Source organism: Arcobacter arenosus (genome assembly GCF_005771535.1).
In the GTDB taxonomy this organism is placed as follows: Bacteria; Campylobacterota; Campylobacteria; order Campylobacterales; family Arcobacteraceae; genus Halarcobacter; species Halarcobacter arenosus.
In genome coordinates, this window is record NZ_VANU01000001.1 from 735121 (window position 1) to 752641 (window position 17521).

Below are 17521 nucleotides of genomic sequence, written 5' to 3' on the forward strand. Positions count from 1 at the left end.
ACTATTTCTACACAAAAAAATGTTACTATTTTATTATGAAAAAAATATTTATATTGTTTACTATTATTTTTACAACTCTTTTTGCTTATAAATCCAATATCAAAGGGATTTATGCAGTTGGGATTTTTGATGCTCAAGGTAGAGGAGAAAATATCCAACATACAAGAAAAACAAAAAATGATTATAATGGAATATGTTACACAAAAATATTCTTGTATGGAAATGCTTTTAATGTAAAACCAGAAGTTTCAATAGGTAATTCTATTGGTTCTTATATTAACTCTAAACCTATTTATGACAAAAGAAATATAAAAATTGGTGAGGAATTAACATATAAACATTTAAATGTTCAAAATGGACTTCTCAAAGTAACTCTTAGAAATAGGATATTTGATTCTAAGGTTTATGTAAAATAAAGTGATTTAAAAAATCACTTTATTTTACTATTCAAGGCTCACCTAAAAACATAAGCCCTAAAATAAATGATACAATTATAGTTGAACCAATAGGAAATGCTTTTGATAGTGGATTTTCTTTCCCAACCATTGACATACCAACTTTACTTAATACAAAGAAAAAACCTATTAATACTAAGGCACCAATAATCTTAATAATCATAATAGCCTCCTTGAATTTTCATCTAAGTATATTTTAATTTCTTAAATTTAATTAAAAAGTAAATTTTTTATATATTTTATTCTTTAAGGAAATCTATAAAAATAGTCTATTTTAAGCTATCATATTTTATTGGAATCTCTATAAAAAACTTAGCCCCTTTATCAGTATTTTTTACAAAAAGGTTACCTTTTAAGCTTTCAGTAACAATTCTATAACTCATATAAAGTCCTAAACCAGTCCCCTGAGACTTATGTTTTGTTGTAAAGTAAGCATCAAAAATTTTATTGATAATATCATCAGGAATTCCTCCTGCATTATCTTCTAAAGTAATAATAATAATTTCTTTTTCAATTTTTAGATTTAATATTATATTTTTATCTTGAATATTTCTTTCAATAAAAATTTCATTAGCATTATTAATTATATTTATTAATACTTGTTCTAATTCACCTGAAATCATCCCAATAACAATATCATTTTTTTCTATATTATTTATAATATTTATATGATTACTTTTTATTGTTGTATCTAAAATTTGAAGTACATCATCTACACTTTTTTTAATACTAACTGCTTTAAACTCTTTATCATTTCGTATAAAGTTTCTAAAAGACTCTATTATATTAGAAAGATAATTTGCACTATCCATAATACTCTTCATCTCTTTTTCTAAATCAACTTCTTTTAACATTTTTAACTCTTGTTTTAATGAGACCGATGAAGCTACTGAAGTTATAATTGATAAAGGTTGTCTCCATTGATGGGCAATATTACTTAACATTTCACCAAGTGCAGTCATTCTAGTTTGATTTAACATTTTTAGTTGATGTTCTTCATACTTTTTTTTAGCAGTTATATCTGTTCTAGTTGAAATATACTCTATGATTCGATTTTCTTGGTTATAAACAGGTTCTACCCTTGAATAAACCCAATAATATCCCCCATCTTTTTTAAGGTTTTTAACCTCATTTTCCCAAACTTTTCCACTTTGAATTGTTGTCCATAGTTCTTTAAAAACAGTTTTTTTCATATCAGGGTGTCTGATTATATTATGAGGTTTTCCAATCAATTCATCTTTTGTATAACCTGATATCTCACAAAAAGCCTTACTAACATAAGTTATATAACCTTTTAAATCTGTTTTTGAAAAAATTACATTATTGTCATAGACATTTAATAAATCTTTTAACTTTTTTTTCTGTTTATCGATTTTTAGAGTCTTTTTTTCAACCTCTTCATTTAATCTTCCCACATAATTTTTATTAAGTAAAAATAATATAAATAGAACATAGATTACTACAGCTACAATAACTTGAGATGAATATTCAAACCTAAAGTTATAAATTTTTGATTTATCAAGTTTTTTTTCATCAAAAAAGAAGATAAAAAAGCCCATCTCCCCACCATGAATATCTTTAATTTGAGTAGTAGTTACTAAATATTTATCAAAAAGTATGGGTTTTTCTAAATACATCAATTTTTTCAAACCATAAATTTTAACTTTCTTCATTAAACTTTTAGATGCATTTAGATTTGCAACATAATTATTACCTATAAACAGAGAAGTGAAGGGTTTTATAAATCTGGTTGTATAATCTTCATGAACAACCATTAATGGTTCAATATCATATTTCTTAAGAACTCTTGCTATTGAATTAAACTTAGAAATCATCTCAATAATTCCTACAAATTTACCGTTATCATATAGAGGAATCATTGTTTTAAATGTCATATCAAATCGTCCCGTACTAATACCCCTCATAGGTCTAGGATTCTTTATCATATCAACAATATCTATTCTAGCACTTGCAGCATGGTCTCCAATTCTATTTGTCCAACTTCTATAAAAACTATATCCATCTTTATCAATAATTTGTATCCATAAATTTTTATATTCCCCAAAATTTTGGGTTTCTTCAATAATTTCTGAGTAATCTAATAGGGAGTTATCTTTTTTGACTAATGCTTCAATTAACTTCTTATCTTTACTTAAAAGGTTTGTCAATGCAAAAGTTTTTCCAAATTTCTTTTCAACTTCATCATTAAAAAAAGCTATGATCTCTTCACTTTTTTTATTATGAATATCTTTTTCATACTCATTTTTTTTATCTAAATAATAAAACTCATGAGATAAAAAAATAAGAAATAGTAAAAAGATAGAACTTATTAAAAACTTTTGCATATAAAAGTATTCTTACATATACTTTACTAAAACATCTGGGATTTTAACAGTTCCATCTTCTTGTTGATAGTTTTCCATAATTGCTAATAAAGTTCTTCCAACAGCTAATGACGAACCATTTAAAGTATGAGCTAAGATATTCTTTTTACCATCTTTATATCTGATTTTTGCACGTCTTGCTTGAAATTCTCTTGTATTTGAGATAGAAGAGATTTCTCTATATTTTCCTTGACCTGGAAGCCAAACCTCTAAGTCTATTGTAGTTGAAGCACTAAATCCTAAATCTCCTGTGCATAATTGAACTTTTTGATGAGCAAGTCCAAGTGAAGTTAATAAATCACTTGCACAAGCAACCATTTTTTCAAAAACTTCTTCCGATTCTTCTTGTTTAGTGATTGCTACCATCTCAACTTTATCAAATTGGTGTTGTCTAATTAATCCTCTTGTATCACGCCCTGCACTTCCTGCTTCTTTTCTAAAACATGGAGTATAAGAAGTCATTAATAAAGGTAATTCATCAGCTGGTATAATCTCATCATTATAAAGATTTGTTAATTGAACCTCAGCAGTTGGAATTAAATATAAATCTTCACCCTCAATTTTAAATAAATCATCTTCAAATTTTGGTAATTGTCCTGTTCCTTGAAGAGTGTTTGAATTTGCCATAAAAGGAACATACCATTCTTCAAATCCTCGCTCTTTGTTAAAATCAAGCATATAGTTAATTAATGCTCGCTCTAATCTTGCCCCTTGACCTTTAATTGCAGAGAATCTAGATTTTGCTAATTTAACACCTCTTTCAAAATCTAACCATCCGTTGTTTAAATCCCAATGCTCTTTTGGTTCAAAAGAAAATACAGGTTTCTCTCCAATTATTTCTAAAACAACATTTTCATTTTCATCTGCACCATCAGGAACATTTTCATCAGGAAGATTTGGAATTCCTAAAGCAATAGAAGACAATTCATCTTCTAAAGTTTTAACTTCCTCTTCCATTGATTGTTTTTTTGATTTAAGTTCATTAATAGAATCTTGTAAAGGAGCAATATCTAAGCCCTCTTTTTTATATCTTCCAAACTCTTTTGAAAGTTTGTTTTGCTCTGCTGTAACATTTTCCATCTCTTGTCTTTTTTGCTTTGCATTATCAGTTAAGTCTTTTAACTTATCAAGAGTAGATTGTTCAACACCTTTTCTTTTTAAGGCATTTGCCATATTTTCAAAATCTTTTTGTAGTTGCTTTACATCAATCATTTCAATCTTTCTTATAAATTTTTCGTGATTATATCTAAAATTAACTTTTTAGTGTTTTATAATGGCATCTATAATAAAATATGTTACTATACCATCATGAAAGCTTTATGGATGAAATACAAATTTTTTACGGTTACTATACCTTTTATTCTTCTAATTGTTGGTGCTTTTTATTTTACAGCATCTTTTATACAACCAAGTCCTAAAAAAGAGATTACAATTGCAACAGGAGGAAAGACTGGCAATTACTACAAAACTGCTTTGGAGTATAAAAAGTTATTAGAAAAAGACGATGTTACAGTTAATATAATCAATTCAGCTGGGTCTATTGAAAATATTCAACTATTAAAAGAGAAAAAAGCTGATATTGCATTTATTCAAAATGGAACTATTAGCAATGAAACTTCTGAGGGGATAAAATCCCTTGCCTCAATCTATTATGAGCCTCTTTGGGTATTTTATAAAAACGAAGGTTTTATTGTTGATTATCTAATACAGTTTTATTCAAAAAAAATATCAATTGGAAAAGAAGGGAGTGGAACAAGGGATTTAGCATCAAATATTTTAACAGATAATGGTATTGATAATACAAACTCTAAAATCCTAGATTTAAGTAATGAAGAAGCAAAAAATGAGTTACTAAAAGGGAATATTGATGTTATGTTTGTTGTATCTTCACACAAATCAGAAATAATAAAAGAACTTCTAGCTTCTCCTAGTGTAAACGTATTTAGTTTTAAAAGGGCAAGGGCATATAGCCAAAAATATACCTTTTTAGAAGATTTAACACTATATGAAGGGACATTAGATCTTTATAAAAATCTTCCAGACCAAAATATAAACCTTCTTTCAACAACTGCAAATTTAGTAGTAAATGAAAATTTTCCTGAAGAGTTAAAAAGATTATTCTTGAAAAGAATAGTTGATGTTCATAATAAAAAAGATCTATTTTCAAAGGCTAGATATTTTCCAAATACAATAAATATGAAACTTGATTTAGATGAAGAAGCACAAAGATATTTTGAAAATGGAGATACCTTTTTAGAAAAAATATTCCCTTATTGGATAGCTTCAAATATTGATAGATTAAAAATATTATTAATCCCTTTAATCACTTTATTGTTCCCATTATTTAAAGGATTTTTTCCACTTTACAATTGGTCAATGAGATCAAAAATTTATAGATGGTATGATGAAGTTAAAGCTATTGATAAAGAATTAGAAAGTATCGATAAAACTAAGTATCAAGAAGAACTTGAAAAACTTGAAAAACTAAGAATTGAAATTAGTAATGAAACAAAAGTTCCCCTATCATTTATGGGAGAATATTATAATCTACAACTTCATATTGACCATGTAATAAATAAAATTGAAAAATCCATATAAAAAGTTGTTTAAAAAGCTATTTTACTAAGTTTAGATATAATTCCGCAAAAAAATTTTCCCTTTTGATTGGGAAATTTATAAGGAATTATATTTTGAGAATATTATCTGGAATTCAACCAAGTGGAACTATCCATATTGGTAACTACTTTGGAATGATTAAAAAAATGATTGAATCACAAGATGATGGTGAACTTTTTGCCTTTATTGCTTCATATCATGCATTAACAACTGTTAAAGAAAAAGAGGTTTTAGAAAAAAATATTTTTGAAGCAGCTGTAAACTTTTTAGCTCTTGGAATGGATCCAGAAAAATCTACATTCTGGGTTCAAAGTGATGTAAAAGAAGTATTAGAACTATACTGGTTATTATCAAATCATACATCAATGGGACTACTTGAAAGAGCTCACTCATATAAAGATAAAACAGCAAAGGGTATCCAAGCAAATCATGGTTTATTTTCATATCCTGTTTTAATGGCAGCAGATATTTTACTTTTTGATTCAAATATTGTTCCTGTAGGTAAAGATCAAATTCAACATGTTGAGATGACAAGAGATATTGCTAATAGCTTTAATCACCACTATAAAACAGATATTTTAGTTTTACCTGAAGCGAAAGTTGATGAAGTAGTTGCAACAGTTCCAGGAACTGATGGAGCAAAAATGTCAAAATCATATGGAAATACAATTGATATGTTCGGAACAAAAAAAGGTATTAAAAAACAAGTTATGGGAATTGTAACTGACTCAAAAGAATTAGATGAAGTAAAAGATTATACAACTTGTAATATATATAAACTATGTGAACTATTTATGAATGAAGATGAATTAAAACAACTTCAACAAAGATATGCAACTCCAGGTGAGGGATATGGTCATTTTAAACTTTCACTTTTGGATAAAATCAATGAACACTTTGCACCATATGTAGAGAGAAGACAACACTTATTAGACAATCCAAAAGAAGTAAAAGAGATTTTAGAATTTGGAGCAAGTAAAGCAAGAAAAATAGCAAGTGTTAAAATGGAAGCTATTAGAGATATCGTAGGTTTATAAGGAGAAAATTTGATTCCAACAGTATATGATATTTGTATTCAAAATGTATTAACTATTGACGTTCAAAAAACATTAGATGATGCCATTAAAAAAATGTCTGATTATAATTTAAGAACAATAATTTTAAAAAACTATGAAGATAAATCATATCATATATTAACAACAACCCATCTGTTGGAATTCAAAATTTCAAATATTGATAAAAGTGCCATTTTACAAGACCTTAATATTCCAAAGGTAAAGGAACTTGATAAAGATATAAATCTTCTTTCTGTTTTAAATGATATTGATGCAAGTGATGAATATATGGTTATTACAGAAAATGAAAAACTTATAGGGATTGTTTCTTATACCGATATTGTTAATAATATCGACCCACAAATTATGATGAAGAAACAAACCCTTTCTTCTTTAACACATCAATATAGAGCAATAACAACAGATGAAAATGCTTCAACTTTACAAGTGATTCATCTTTTAAAAGAAAGCTCTAGAGATGCCGTTATTATAATAGATACAGATTTAAAACCAATTGGTATTTTTACAACAAAAGATTTTATAGATATAGTTCACAATGATTTTGACCTTTTAAAACCTATAAAAAACTATATGACATCACCTGTAAGTACGTTAGATGATAAAACTACTATTGCTGAAGCTGTAAAATATATAAAAGATAAACACTATAAAAGAATTGTAGTTGTTGATGAAAACAGATATATTTCAGGGATTATTACCCAAAAAGAACTACTTAAAACAGTTTATAATAAATGGATTGAACTTATCAAAGAAGAGGGTTCAAAAATGTCAAGAACAAATGAAAAACTTCTAAAAGCAACATCAAAACTAAAAGAAGAGGTTTCCTTTGATTATTTAACTAAATTATATAATAGAAGTATGTTTGATACACTTTTAATTGAACAAATTGAAAATTTTAAAAATTATAGTAATTATAGTTTTTCTTTAGCCATGCTTGATATTGATCATTTTAAAAAGATAAATGATAATTATGGTCACTTAGAAGGGGATAAGGTTCTTCAAGAGATTGCAAAAATATTAACAATTACTACAAGGGGAAGTGATATTGTTGCAAGATGGGGAGGAGAAGAGTTTGTAATACTTCTACCTAACACAAATATAGAACAAGCAACAATTTTTTCAGAAAAACTTAGAGACTCAATAGAGAGCTTTGATTTTAAAAATATTGGGAAGGTGACTTGTTCAATAGGTATTGCGCAATTTCATAGTTCAGATACAAAAGCTAACTTTTTTAAAAGAGCAGATGAAGCTTTATATAAAGCAAAAGAATTAGGAAGAAATAGAGTAGAACTAGAACACCTAAACTAATCTATTTTTTACAAATATAGATTAGTTTATCAGCTTCATCAAAACCATGAAGATTAAACTCTTTTATCTTTTCAACTTCAAAACCTGCTTTTTTTAATAGTTTTTTTATATAAGAATCTTGGAAGAGGTAAAGATTTCCTCTTCCTTGCAGATTATTTTACTAATGAATTAATTTTATTAGCTAAATCATTATATAGTTGTTTATATATTTTAACTCTCTTTGGATGTAGATATTCTGTCTTTTGTCTAGTTGCAATGTTAAAATCTCCACTTCCTAATGATATTTTTGTTTCTACAGTATCTATAATTTCCATTGCTTTTGTATCAATAATTAATGTTTCAAAATTAGTATCATGGGTACTCATATTCCAGGCAGATTTCACTTTTCCCATAACAATATAATCCATAGGATGGAGTTTTAGAAAAGATTTAATTGTTCCTTGATTATCTAATAGGTCTTTTTCTACTTGTTCTTTAAATTTTTTATAATCAAATTGAGGATTACCGACATCTTTAAGAATTAAAAAGGGAGGAACTATATTCATAGATGGGTTATCTTTCAATGCTGCACAACTAATGTAAAATGGAGCAGATTTATTGTGATTCCATGTAGAATCCTTACTATTCCAATATGGAGCAAACCCAATTGTTACTTTTTTTTCAGCTTTTTCAATTTTCCCAAATTTTACTATATTAAATTCTTTGTTTATCACAAATTTACCATTTACATAAATTTCTAAATTCCATGTACCTTGTAGTTGTTCTATTGGTGTTCCCTTTAAGTATAAAGTTCTTCCTATAGTCCATTTTGTATTGATTCTATTTGGAATAAAGTAGTCATAGTGAGCAAACCTACCATCAGGAGCATAAAATTTAAATTCAAAAATGTCTTTCTCATTACAGTTATGCCATTTTGTTTGTATTACTACTTTTGGATCAGATGCTAAAAATGTTTCATAATTAGTTACTGTAAAATCACCAAATTTATACTTTAATGTGGTTGCTGCAAAATCTAAAATGGGTTGTTTATTTTTTATTGCATACTCGTTGTATTGATTCCATTGTTCTGTTTTTTCTATACCAGAATTGTATTGAGTGACTTGAGGCTCTCTATTACCTGCACAACCATTAAGTAAAAAACCTAATAATGTTATAGTAAAAATTAACTTCAGTGAAGATTTTATATTTTTCATTTTTTGTCCTTCTTTAAAAATATAAAAAATTATAACGAAATAATGTCTCAGAACGGTCTCATCTAATATATTTATTGCTTTCTAAAATTCCTGTGAATAATTTTAGGCTCAATAAATATATCTTTTTTAAAACCTATATAATTTATATTAAAAGATTAACAAAATAGTATTAGTTAATTAATTTGTTGTATTACTATATTTTTCTACAAATGTAGATTAGTTTATCAGCTTCATCAAAACCATGAAGATTAAACTCTTTTATCTCTTCAACTTCAAAACCTGCTTTTTTTAATAACTCTGTTAAACTCTTTTTATCATGGTAGTATTGAGTGATTTTATCTTTCTCTTTTTGGTATTTTCCATTTTCATCTTTTGAAAATAGTGTTAAAGATGTAATTAGTTTTCTATCTTCATATATTGCATCAATAGCAATAAATTTATCTTTTCTATCAATAGTAATGCACCCTTGAGCAACCTCATCAAAACCAAATAATGAATTTACATCAAAGATAAAATAAGCATTATCATTTAAAACCTTAGAAGTATCCATAAAAAACTTTTTTAGTTCATTTTTTGGAATATAGTTTATTACATCAAAAATTGCTGTTGCACAATCATATTTTTCTTTTACATCTTCAAGTGCAAGACAAGAGGTATTTTCAATACCTTTTTCCTTACAAAAGTCAATTTGAGATTGGCTTAAATCTATTCCAAAAGCTTTTTTATTATTAAGTGCAAGATTTTGAAGAAAGTATCCTTGACCACACCCTATATCTAGGATATTATCAAGTTCTTTTTCCATAACATGAGACATAAACTCATTATGCAGATTATAAACCTCTTCATCAAAATCAAGATATGGTTCTATTTTAGCATAAAGGTCTAAGCCCATTAAAGAACTGCCTCTAACTTAGTTCTTAAATCAAAAATTAAATCTTTTTTTGCATAATATGAGTTTTTATTTGCAATTAAATGTGCTGAACTTTCCATAATAGTAGGTCCCACTTCAAGGCCGTTTTGTTTCATAGTAGTTCCAGTTTCAACAATATCAACAATACAATCACAAAGTCCAACTAAAGGTGCAAGTTCAATTGAACCATATAGTTTGATAATTTGAACAGCCATTGCTCTTTCTTCAAAATATCTTTTTGCAATTTTTTCATGTTTTGTTGCAACAGTAATTTTACTTTTTGACATATCAAGTTCTTCACCACGTCTAAGACCAAAAGCAACTTTACATTTTCCTAACTGTAAATTTAACAATTTAATTAAATCATACTCTTTTTCTTCAAGAACGTCTAAACCAACAACTCCAAGATCTGCAGCACCATGCATTACATATGTTGGTACATCTTGATTTCTTACATTTAAAAATCTGAATCCACTTTTTTCTAAAATTAATTTTCTATCTTCGAAAATAAATTTTTCACCAAAAGCTTTCTCAAATTTATCAAGAGTCTCTTCTGCAATTCTACCCTTAGGCAATGCAATTGTTAGCATCAATTATCCTTTTCATGTTCTCAAATATTAAATCTTTTTTATAAATGCTATTTTCAAAATGTTTACTTAATAGCTCTCCATCTCCACCTGTGAAGATAATTCTTCTATCTTTGCTTACTTCTTTGATTGGTAAAATGATTGATTTCATCATAGCATATGTTATAGCATCTTTTGTTTGAAGCGGTATTTTATCTAAATTTATATTTTTTTCAAAATCAAACTTTAGTTTTTTAGAAATTTTTGGATAAGTTTTCATAAATGCTCTAAATCCAGGTAATATAAAACCACCTTTATGAATACCATTTTCCATAATATCAACTGTAATTGCACTACCTGCATCAACAATTACGGCATCCTTTTCAAAATAACTCGCAACTGCTCTATCTATTCCTAATCCAACATAAGAGGTTTCAAAATTCATTAATTTTTTTATATTTTTTGCCTGAGGATTAATTTGCTTTAATTTTTTAGTTGCAGTTTTATTTACGGATATATAAAAAATATCATCATTAAATTTTGGAAGATTTTCTTCAAGAAAGTATCTTTTGTGTTTTTCCTCTATTAAAAAATGAAATGTAGTGTTTCCAATATCACACAAAATCAATTCGTACACTCCATTTATTTTCTTGTAAAAACTTTTTAGCTTTTGAGCATAGTGGGGAAGAGATTAAAAGCTCTTTTTCTTTAAAATTATGACCTTGCTTATCAACAAGTTTATTAAAAAGTTCCAATAAATCATTCGCATTTTTTCTAATAAATCTACTTTTACCATCAACAATAAATATTGCATAATATGAGTTGTTAGTTGCCGTTGCCTTGTAGATTTTAATTTTTTTTCTACTTCCTAAATCTTTGGGATTAATTTCAATTAAATCTTTGAATAAAACATCTTTGTTTAAAAAGTATTTTGTTAATTCTTTCAAATACACTCCTGAAAATTATTTGAGATTATAACAAAAGTTTGTTTTAGCTATAATTTTCTCCAATTTTAATAGCTGGTATAGTAATGTTCACACAAAAAATATTTTTAAAAACAATTGTTTTATTCTTTTTTATATTTTTGCTTCAATCAAATGCTAATCAAACACAATTTAAAGTTTCTTATGACCCAGACTATGCTCCTTTCTCCTATGAACTAAACGGAAAAGCAGAAGGTTTATTTGTTGATTTTTGGAGGCTTTGGGCAGAAGAAAATCATTATAATATAAAGTTTATAAATGGAGTTACTTGGGATAACTCAATAAATCTTGCAAAAGAAAAAAAAGTTGATTTCTTTTTAGGAACAAATGCTTATGAAGATTGGATGAAGAGTTCAAAAAACTATTATGAACTTGCTACTTCACTGTTTATTCATAAAGAAAATGACAAAGGCTTTAGTAAAGATGCTTCATATATAATTGGAATCATAGGAAGTGACTATGAAGAGTTATTAAAGGAAAATTTTAAAAATTCTGAGATTATTATTTATGAAAATTATTTAGAAGCTTTTAAAGACTTTAGCTCAAGAAAAATTGATTTAATCTATGATGATAAAGTTGCCATTGAATATTTTGCCTTACAAAATGGATATTTTCATTTAATACGTTCAATAAAACTTTTTTCTAACACTTTTAAAATAAGCGCCATATCTGAAAATGAAAATCTTGTAAAACTCTTTGATGAGGGTTTTAAAAAATTAAAACCTGAAGATTTAGCTTCAGTTGAGAGTAAATGGATTATACATAATGAACAAAGAATTTATGAAGATATTGAAAGTTTAACTCAATTAACACAAGAGGAAAAAGATTTTATAAAATCTAAAACTTTTAAAATATCCCTTTCAAGATCATGGGAACCTTTCTCTTTTCTTTCAATAAATAAAGCAGGGGGTATTTCAACTGAAATTTGGGAACTTATTGCAAAAAAACTTGGTTTAAAATATGAATTTTTTGTTAGTAATAATTTTAGTGAACAACTCTCTTCAATAAAAAATAAAGAAAAAGATTTAATCTTTAGTGTTGGTGAAACAAAAGATAGAAAAAAGTATGCAATATTTACAAAATCATATAAATCTTTCCCTTTATCTATAGTAACTTTAAAAGATGAAAACTTCATAGAAAATATGAATTATCTTTTTAACAAAAAAATTGCTGTTGGGGAAAATTTTACTGCACACAAAATATTAAGAGAAAAATACCCAAAACTAGATTTTTTATTAGTAAAAAGTATAAAAGAGGGATTAGCAGCTGTTGATGAAAAGAAAGCTTATGCCTTTGTTGATATCAAACCAGTACTAGCATACAATATTAAAAAATTAAATTTTGATTCCCTAAAAATAACAGGGAATACTGGCCTAAGTTTTGATATGAGTATTATGATTAGGGATGATTATCAAATTTTACAATCAATACTTAATAAAGCCATACTCTCTTTAAATGAGAATGAAGTAAATTCTATAATAAAAAGATGGGAAAATGTACAATTTGAAAAAAACTTTGATTATAAAACCCTATGGGTTTTACTTGGTTTAACGAGTTTATTTTTTATTCCTCTAATCTATTTTAATCAACAAAATTTACGAAAAAGTAAAAACTTAAAGATTCTTGTAAATGAAAGAACTAAAGAACTTAAAATTTTAAATGAAGAACTAGAAGAAAGAATTGAAGAGAAAACAAAAGAATTAAGAAGAGCCAATTATCTACTTGATGAAGCACAAACAATTGCAAAACTAGGAAGTTTTGGTTACAGTATAAAAAAGAAAGAATTAAAATGGAGTAATGAACATTATAAAATTTTTGGACTTTTTGTGGGTGAAATTAAACCATCATTGGCAACTTTTTTCTCTTTTATACATCCTGATGATAAAAAAAGGGTTAAAAAAGAGTTTTTAAAATCTTTTAGAATAAAAAGAAAATACTCTTTTGAATTTAAAATATTACTAAGAGATGAAACCATTAAATATATTCAATTAACCTCAAAAATAACAAAATTTTCAAATGAAGGCAAACCTTTATTTGTCATTGGAACTATACTTGATTTAACAAAAATAAAAAAACTTGAACTTGAAAAAAGGGAACAAGACACATTACTTGCTCAACAATCAAAAATGGCGGCAATGGGGGAGATGTTAGAAAATATTGCCCACCAATGGAGACAACCACTTTCAGTAATTTCAACTGCCTCAACAGGTATGCAATTACAATTAGAGATAAATAAAAAAGTGGATGAAAAGTTTTTACTTGATAGTATAAATTCTATAAATAAACAATCCCAATATCTTTCAAAAACAATTGAAGATTTTAGAAACTTTTTTAATCCAAATAAACTTGTTCAATATTTTGATATAAAAGATTGCATTGAGAAATCTTTATATTTGGTTGATTCCAGACTAAAAAAATATAATATTGAAGTTATAAAAGACATGGAGAATATAAAAGTAAAAACTTTAGAAAGTGAACTTGTACAAATTTTACTAAATATTTTAAATAATGCAATTGATGCAATTGAATCAAATAAAATATCAAGACCTGTAATTTGTATTAATACTTATAAAGAGAATGATTCACTAATTATTGAGATAAAAGATAATGCAGGTGGAATCCCAAAAAATATTATAAATAGAATTTTAGAACCATACTTTACAACTAAACACAAATCCCAAGGTACGGGGATAGGACTTTATATGTCTAATGAAATAATTACAAAACATTTAAAGGGTAAAATTTTAGTATCAAATTGTACTTTTTTAGTTGATGATAGCCATTATAAAGGTGCACTTTTTACACTATCTCTTCCAATAGAGGCAAAATGAAGATGAAGAGAATTCTTCTCATAATTTTAATTTTTAGTGGTTTAGTTCAAAATATGTTGGCAAAAGAGATTATAATTTCAAAAATTCAAGAAGCCTCTGGTATCACTTACTCAGAAAAATCAAATACCTTGTTTGTTGTTGCAGATGAGGGTTCAATCTATGAATTAACTTTAGAGGGAAAAATTCTAAGGCAAAAAGAGATAGGAAAATATGATTTTGAAGGTGTTGCAGTTGATGATAAAAAAGATATATTATTAGTTGCAATTGAAGGTAAAGATAAAATTTTAGTTCTATCAAAAAAAAATTTCAAAAAGAAAAAAGAGATTTCAATAAAAAGAGAATTTAATGGAATTAAAGTTTTAAAAAAAGGTGATGATGGAATTGAAGCTATTGCTATATTAAAAGATAAAATATATTTATCAAACCAATCTGATAAACCTTACCCAAAAGAAGACTCTTCTGTAATTGTAGTTATTGATTATGATTTAAAAAAGAAAAAACAAAAAATTAAAGAGATTATAAACCATGGATATAAAGATATTGCGGGATTAACTTTTTATAAAAACAACCTTTTTATGGTAAGTGATGACCATTCACTTTTAATTGAATATGATTTAAAAAAACAAAAAACAAAAAAAGAATACAAACTAACAAACTATTATGCCCAAGAAGGAATCACCTTTGATAAAAAAGGTAATCTCTATATTGCTGATGATGGTGGAAATATACTAAAAATAAAAGATTTTAAAAAATAATGGAAGAGATACAAACACAACTAACTTACGAAGAACAAACAAAAATCACTAGAGCAGTAATAAAAGCTGCTGTATTGATGCTTGAATATGGTGCAGAAAGTAGACTTATTGAACAAACTGCTCAAAGATTAGGAAAGGCTTTAGGTGTTGATTCTGTTGAACTTTCTTTAATCCCTTCTGCCATTGTTTTAACAACACTAACAAACAATCAAACACACTCTGTTACAACAACAAGAAGAGCCTACCACAAACCAATAAATATGTCCATTGTATGTGATGTTCAAAGGATGTGTCATCAAACAGAAAAAGAAAAAAGAGATGTAAGTTTTGTATTAAAAACAATGAAAGAGATTCAAGCAAACTACTATAATAGATGGCTTGTAGTTTTTATGATTGGATTATCATGTGCTTCATTTGCTTACTTAAATGGGGCAGATTTAATCTCATTTTTTGTCACTTTTTTTGCATCTGGTATTGCTATGTTTACTAGACAAGAGTTAGCAAAAAGAAAGTTTGTAATGATTATAACCTTTGCTGCAACTGCTTTTGTTGCAACATTAATATCTGGACTTGCACATATATATGAATTAAGTGATAAGATAGATATTGCTTTATCATCAAGTGTAATTTTACTTGCTCCGGGTTTCCCTTTTATCAATTCTGTTTTAGATGCTGTAAAAGGTTATCTAGCCATGGGTTGGGGTCGTTGGATGCAAGCTGTTTTATTAACAGTAGCAACTGCAATTGGGATTGTTTTTGCCTTTGTAGTTTTAGATTTAAAAGGTTGGTAATATGGGTACTGAATTAATTAATTATATTATAAATGCAATTTTTGCTGCCATTCCAGCTATTGGCTTTGGTATGGTTTTTAATGTTCCTAAACACACACTTATGTATTGTGGTTTTGGTGGAGCAATTGCATATACTTCAAGAACTATTTTAATGGATATAAATTTTAGTATTGAACTTGCAACATTTTTAGCTTCTACAATTGTAGGTTTAGTTGCTTTATATTGGTCAAGAAAATATATTATTCCAAGACCTGTTTATACGATTGCTTCAATTATACCTTTGATTCCTGGAACATATGCTTTTAATGCTGTTATAAATCTTATAAATATGAGTGCCCATGGAGTTAACCCTGAACTTATTACTATTTTTGTTGAAAATGGTTTAAAAACAATTACTATATTAGGGGGAATTGGTTTTGGACTTGCAATTCCATCAATTTATTTTATGAGATACAATAGGCCAATTGCCTAATTGTATCTTTTAAAAATCTCCCTTATACCCAGCAAGTCTCATTAAAGTTTTACTAACGGGTGATATTAATTTATCATTAAAATCATAATGAACATTATGACAAGCTTTTTGATGTTTTTCAACTCCATCATCACTTCCAATAAGTGCAAAAGCTCCCGGAATGGTGTTTAAATAATAGCTAAAATCTTCACTTGCCATAATAGGCGTTGGAATATCACTTTCCCAATTTTCACCCAATTGATTTTTTAACTCTTCTCTAACCATTGCTGCTTGAGTTTTGTGGTTTATTGTTGCTCCATACCTATCTCTTAATTCAACCTCAACATCAACATCATAAGTTTTAGCAGTTGCTTTTACAATCTCATCTATTTTATTAAAAACAAAACTTTTTAATTCATCAGTTGGAACTCTAATGCTTCCTTCAAGTTTTACAAAGTCTGGTATTGTAGTTAAATCACTTCTTCCATCAATTGAAGTTACAGAAACAACTGCACTATCTTGAGGTGAAACGTGTCTACTTATTATTTGTTGTAGATTTAAAGTCATAGCACTTGCTGCTAAAACTGGGTCACGACATAATTCAGGTTGTGATGAGTGTCCACCTTTTCCTTTTATATCTATATGAAAAGTTCCATTTCCAGCCATAACAGTACCATCAGGGCATACTGCTTGACCAAATTTAATAGCAGGCCAATTATGCCAACCAAAAATCATATCAACACCATCTAAACAACCCTCTTCTATCATTTTTTTAGCCCCATGACCACCCTCTTCGGCTGGTTGAAATAAAAGTGTTACTGGATTTTCAAGTAAGTGTTCATTTTGTTTCAACCAAATGGCAGCTGTCATTAATGTTGCTGTATGTCCATCATGCCCACAAGCGTGCATACACTGCTTTTTTGTTGACTTATATGGTACATCTGTTTTTTCCTCTAAAGCTAATGCATCAATATCACCTCGTATTGCAATATGAGGGCCTTTTTTATCTTGTGCTAAAAGTCCACAAGTTCCTGTATTTGCATAGGTTTTATAAGGGATATTATACTCATCTAAAATATCTCTAATAGATTTTGCAGTATCGGTTTCTTCCCATTTCAACTCTGGATTTTTATGTAAATTATGTCTAAAATCTATTGCAAAGTTTACAACTTCTTCAAATTTTTTTAACATAAATTCTCCTT

General features: G+C 27.3%; 17 protein-coding genes. 8 read left to right on the forward strand and 9 right to left on the reverse strand.

From position 1 onward, the window contains the following. Positions 1-35 precede the first annotated feature (35 nt). Positions 36-416, forward strand: a complete 381-nt coding sequence (locus tag FDK22_RS03760; RefSeq protein WP_138151551.1) for a hypothetical protein — start codon at positions 36-38, stop codon at positions 414-416. Between the two features lie 31 nt (positions 417-447). Here FDK22_RS03760 and FDK22_RS15695 read toward each other — a convergent pair whose 3' ends face one another. The 3 genes from FDK22_RS15695 to serS form a co-directional block, all read right to left on the reverse strand. Next, positions 448-618 carry a hypothetical protein gene (locus tag FDK22_RS15695; protein WP_171012909.1) on the reverse strand — a complete coding sequence of 57 codons (171 nt, stop codon included), beginning with the start codon at positions 616-618 and terminating at the stop codon, positions 448-450. 106 nt (positions 619-724) lie between these two features. Beyond that, positions 725-2800 (reverse strand): PAS domain-containing protein, encoded by a 2076-nt coding sequence (locus FDK22_RS03765; RefSeq protein WP_138151552.1) that lies wholly within the window; start codon positions 2798-2800, stop codon positions 725-727. A gap of 12 nt (positions 2801-2812) precedes the next feature. Next, positions 2813-4051 (reverse strand): serine--tRNA ligase, encoded by a 1239-nt coding sequence (gene serS, locus FDK22_RS03770; protein ID WP_138151553.1) that lies wholly within the window; start codon positions 4049-4051, stop codon positions 2813-2815. Between the two features lie 111 nt (positions 4052-4162). Here serS and FDK22_RS03775 point away from each other — a divergent pair, with 111 nt between their 5' ends. The 3 genes from FDK22_RS03775 to FDK22_RS03785 all read left to right on the forward strand — a co-directional run bounded on the left by FDK22_RS03775 (position 4163) and on the right by FDK22_RS03785 (position 7839). Next, positions 4163-5437, forward strand: coding sequence for a TAXI family TRAP transporter solute-binding subunit (locus tag FDK22_RS03775; protein WP_171012910.1), 1275 nt, complete (start codon positions 4163-4165; stop codon positions 5435-5437). 92 nt (positions 5438-5529) lie between these two features. Next, positions 5530-6492, forward strand: coding sequence for a tryptophan--tRNA ligase (gene trpS / locus FDK22_RS03780; RefSeq protein ID WP_138151555.1), 963 nt, complete (start codon positions 5530-5532; stop codon positions 6490-6492). 9 nt (positions 6493-6501) lie between these two features. Further along, positions 6502-7839 (forward strand): diguanylate cyclase, encoded by a 1338-nt coding sequence (locus FDK22_RS03785; protein ID WP_138151556.1) that lies wholly within the window; start codon positions 6502-6504, stop codon positions 7837-7839. Positions 7840-7991: 152 nt separating this feature from the next. Here FDK22_RS03785 and FDK22_RS03790 read toward each other — a convergent pair whose 3' ends face one another. From FDK22_RS03790 to FDK22_RS03810, 5 genes are all read right to left on the reverse strand, one after another. Beyond that, a complete protein-coding gene (locus FDK22_RS03790) occupies positions 7992-9032 on the reverse strand; it encodes a hypothetical protein (RefSeq protein ID WP_138151557.1) in 1041 nt (346 codons plus the stop codon). 193 nt (positions 9033-9225) lie between these two features. Beyond that, positions 9226-9924, reverse strand: a complete 699-nt coding sequence (locus FDK22_RS03795) for a class I SAM-dependent DNA methyltransferase (protein ID WP_138151558.1) — start codon at positions 9922-9924, stop codon at positions 9226-9228. Continuing rightward, on the reverse strand, positions 9924-10532 hold the full coding sequence (hisG, locus tag FDK22_RS03800) for an ATP phosphoribosyltransferase (RefSeq protein WP_138151559.1): 609 nt from the start codon (positions 10530-10532) through the stop codon (positions 9924-9926). The genes FDK22_RS03795 and hisG overlap by 1 nt, the downstream gene beginning before the upstream one ends. Continuing rightward, positions 10510-11130 (reverse strand): type III pantothenate kinase, encoded by a 621-nt coding sequence (locus tag FDK22_RS03805; RefSeq protein ID WP_240534026.1) that lies wholly within the window; start codon positions 11128-11130, stop codon positions 10510-10512. The genes hisG and FDK22_RS03805 overlap by 23 nt, the downstream gene beginning before the upstream one ends. Further along, positions 11123-11455: a hypothetical protein gene (locus FDK22_RS03810; RefSeq protein WP_138151561.1), complete on the reverse strand. Its 333-nt coding sequence runs from the start codon at positions 11453-11455 to the stop codon at positions 11123-11125. Before FDK22_RS03810 ends, FDK22_RS03805 begins: the two co-directional genes overlap by 8 nt. A gap of 83 nt (positions 11456-11538) precedes the next feature. On the opposite strand from FDK22_RS03810, the gene FDK22_RS03815 reads away from it, so the two are divergent. The 4 genes from FDK22_RS03815 to FDK22_RS03830 are packed head-to-tail and all read left to right on the forward strand — an operon-like array spanning position 11539 to position 16340. Further along, positions 11539-14322 carry a transporter substrate-binding domain-containing protein gene (locus FDK22_RS03815; protein ID WP_138151562.1) on the forward strand — a complete coding sequence of 928 codons (2784 nt, stop codon included), beginning with the start codon at positions 11539-11541 and terminating at the stop codon, positions 14320-14322. Between the two features lie 2 nt (positions 14323-14324). Beyond that, positions 14325-15077 (forward strand): SdiA-regulated domain-containing protein, encoded by a 753-nt coding sequence (locus tag FDK22_RS03820; RefSeq protein WP_212744972.1) that lies wholly within the window; start codon positions 14325-14327, stop codon positions 15075-15077. Next, positions 15077-15868 (forward strand): threonine/serine exporter family protein, encoded by a 792-nt coding sequence (locus tag FDK22_RS03825; RefSeq protein WP_138151564.1) that lies wholly within the window; start codon positions 15077-15079, stop codon positions 15866-15868. The genes FDK22_RS03820 and FDK22_RS03825 overlap by 1 nt, the downstream gene beginning before the upstream one ends. Before the next feature lies 1 nt (position 15869). Next, complete coding sequence (locus FDK22_RS03830) at positions 15870-16340, forward strand: threonine/serine exporter family protein (RefSeq protein ID WP_138151565.1); 471 nt, start codon at positions 15870-15872, stop codon at positions 16338-16340. Between the two features lie 9 nt (positions 16341-16349). Here FDK22_RS03830 and doeB2 read toward each other — a convergent pair whose 3' ends face one another. Further along, entirely contained in the window at positions 16350-17510 is a 1161-nt protein-coding gene (gene doeB2, locus FDK22_RS03835; protein ID WP_138151566.1) for a N(2)-acetyl-L-2,4-diaminobutanoate deacetylase DoeB2, read from the reverse strand. Positions 17511-17521 lie beyond the last annotated feature (11 nt).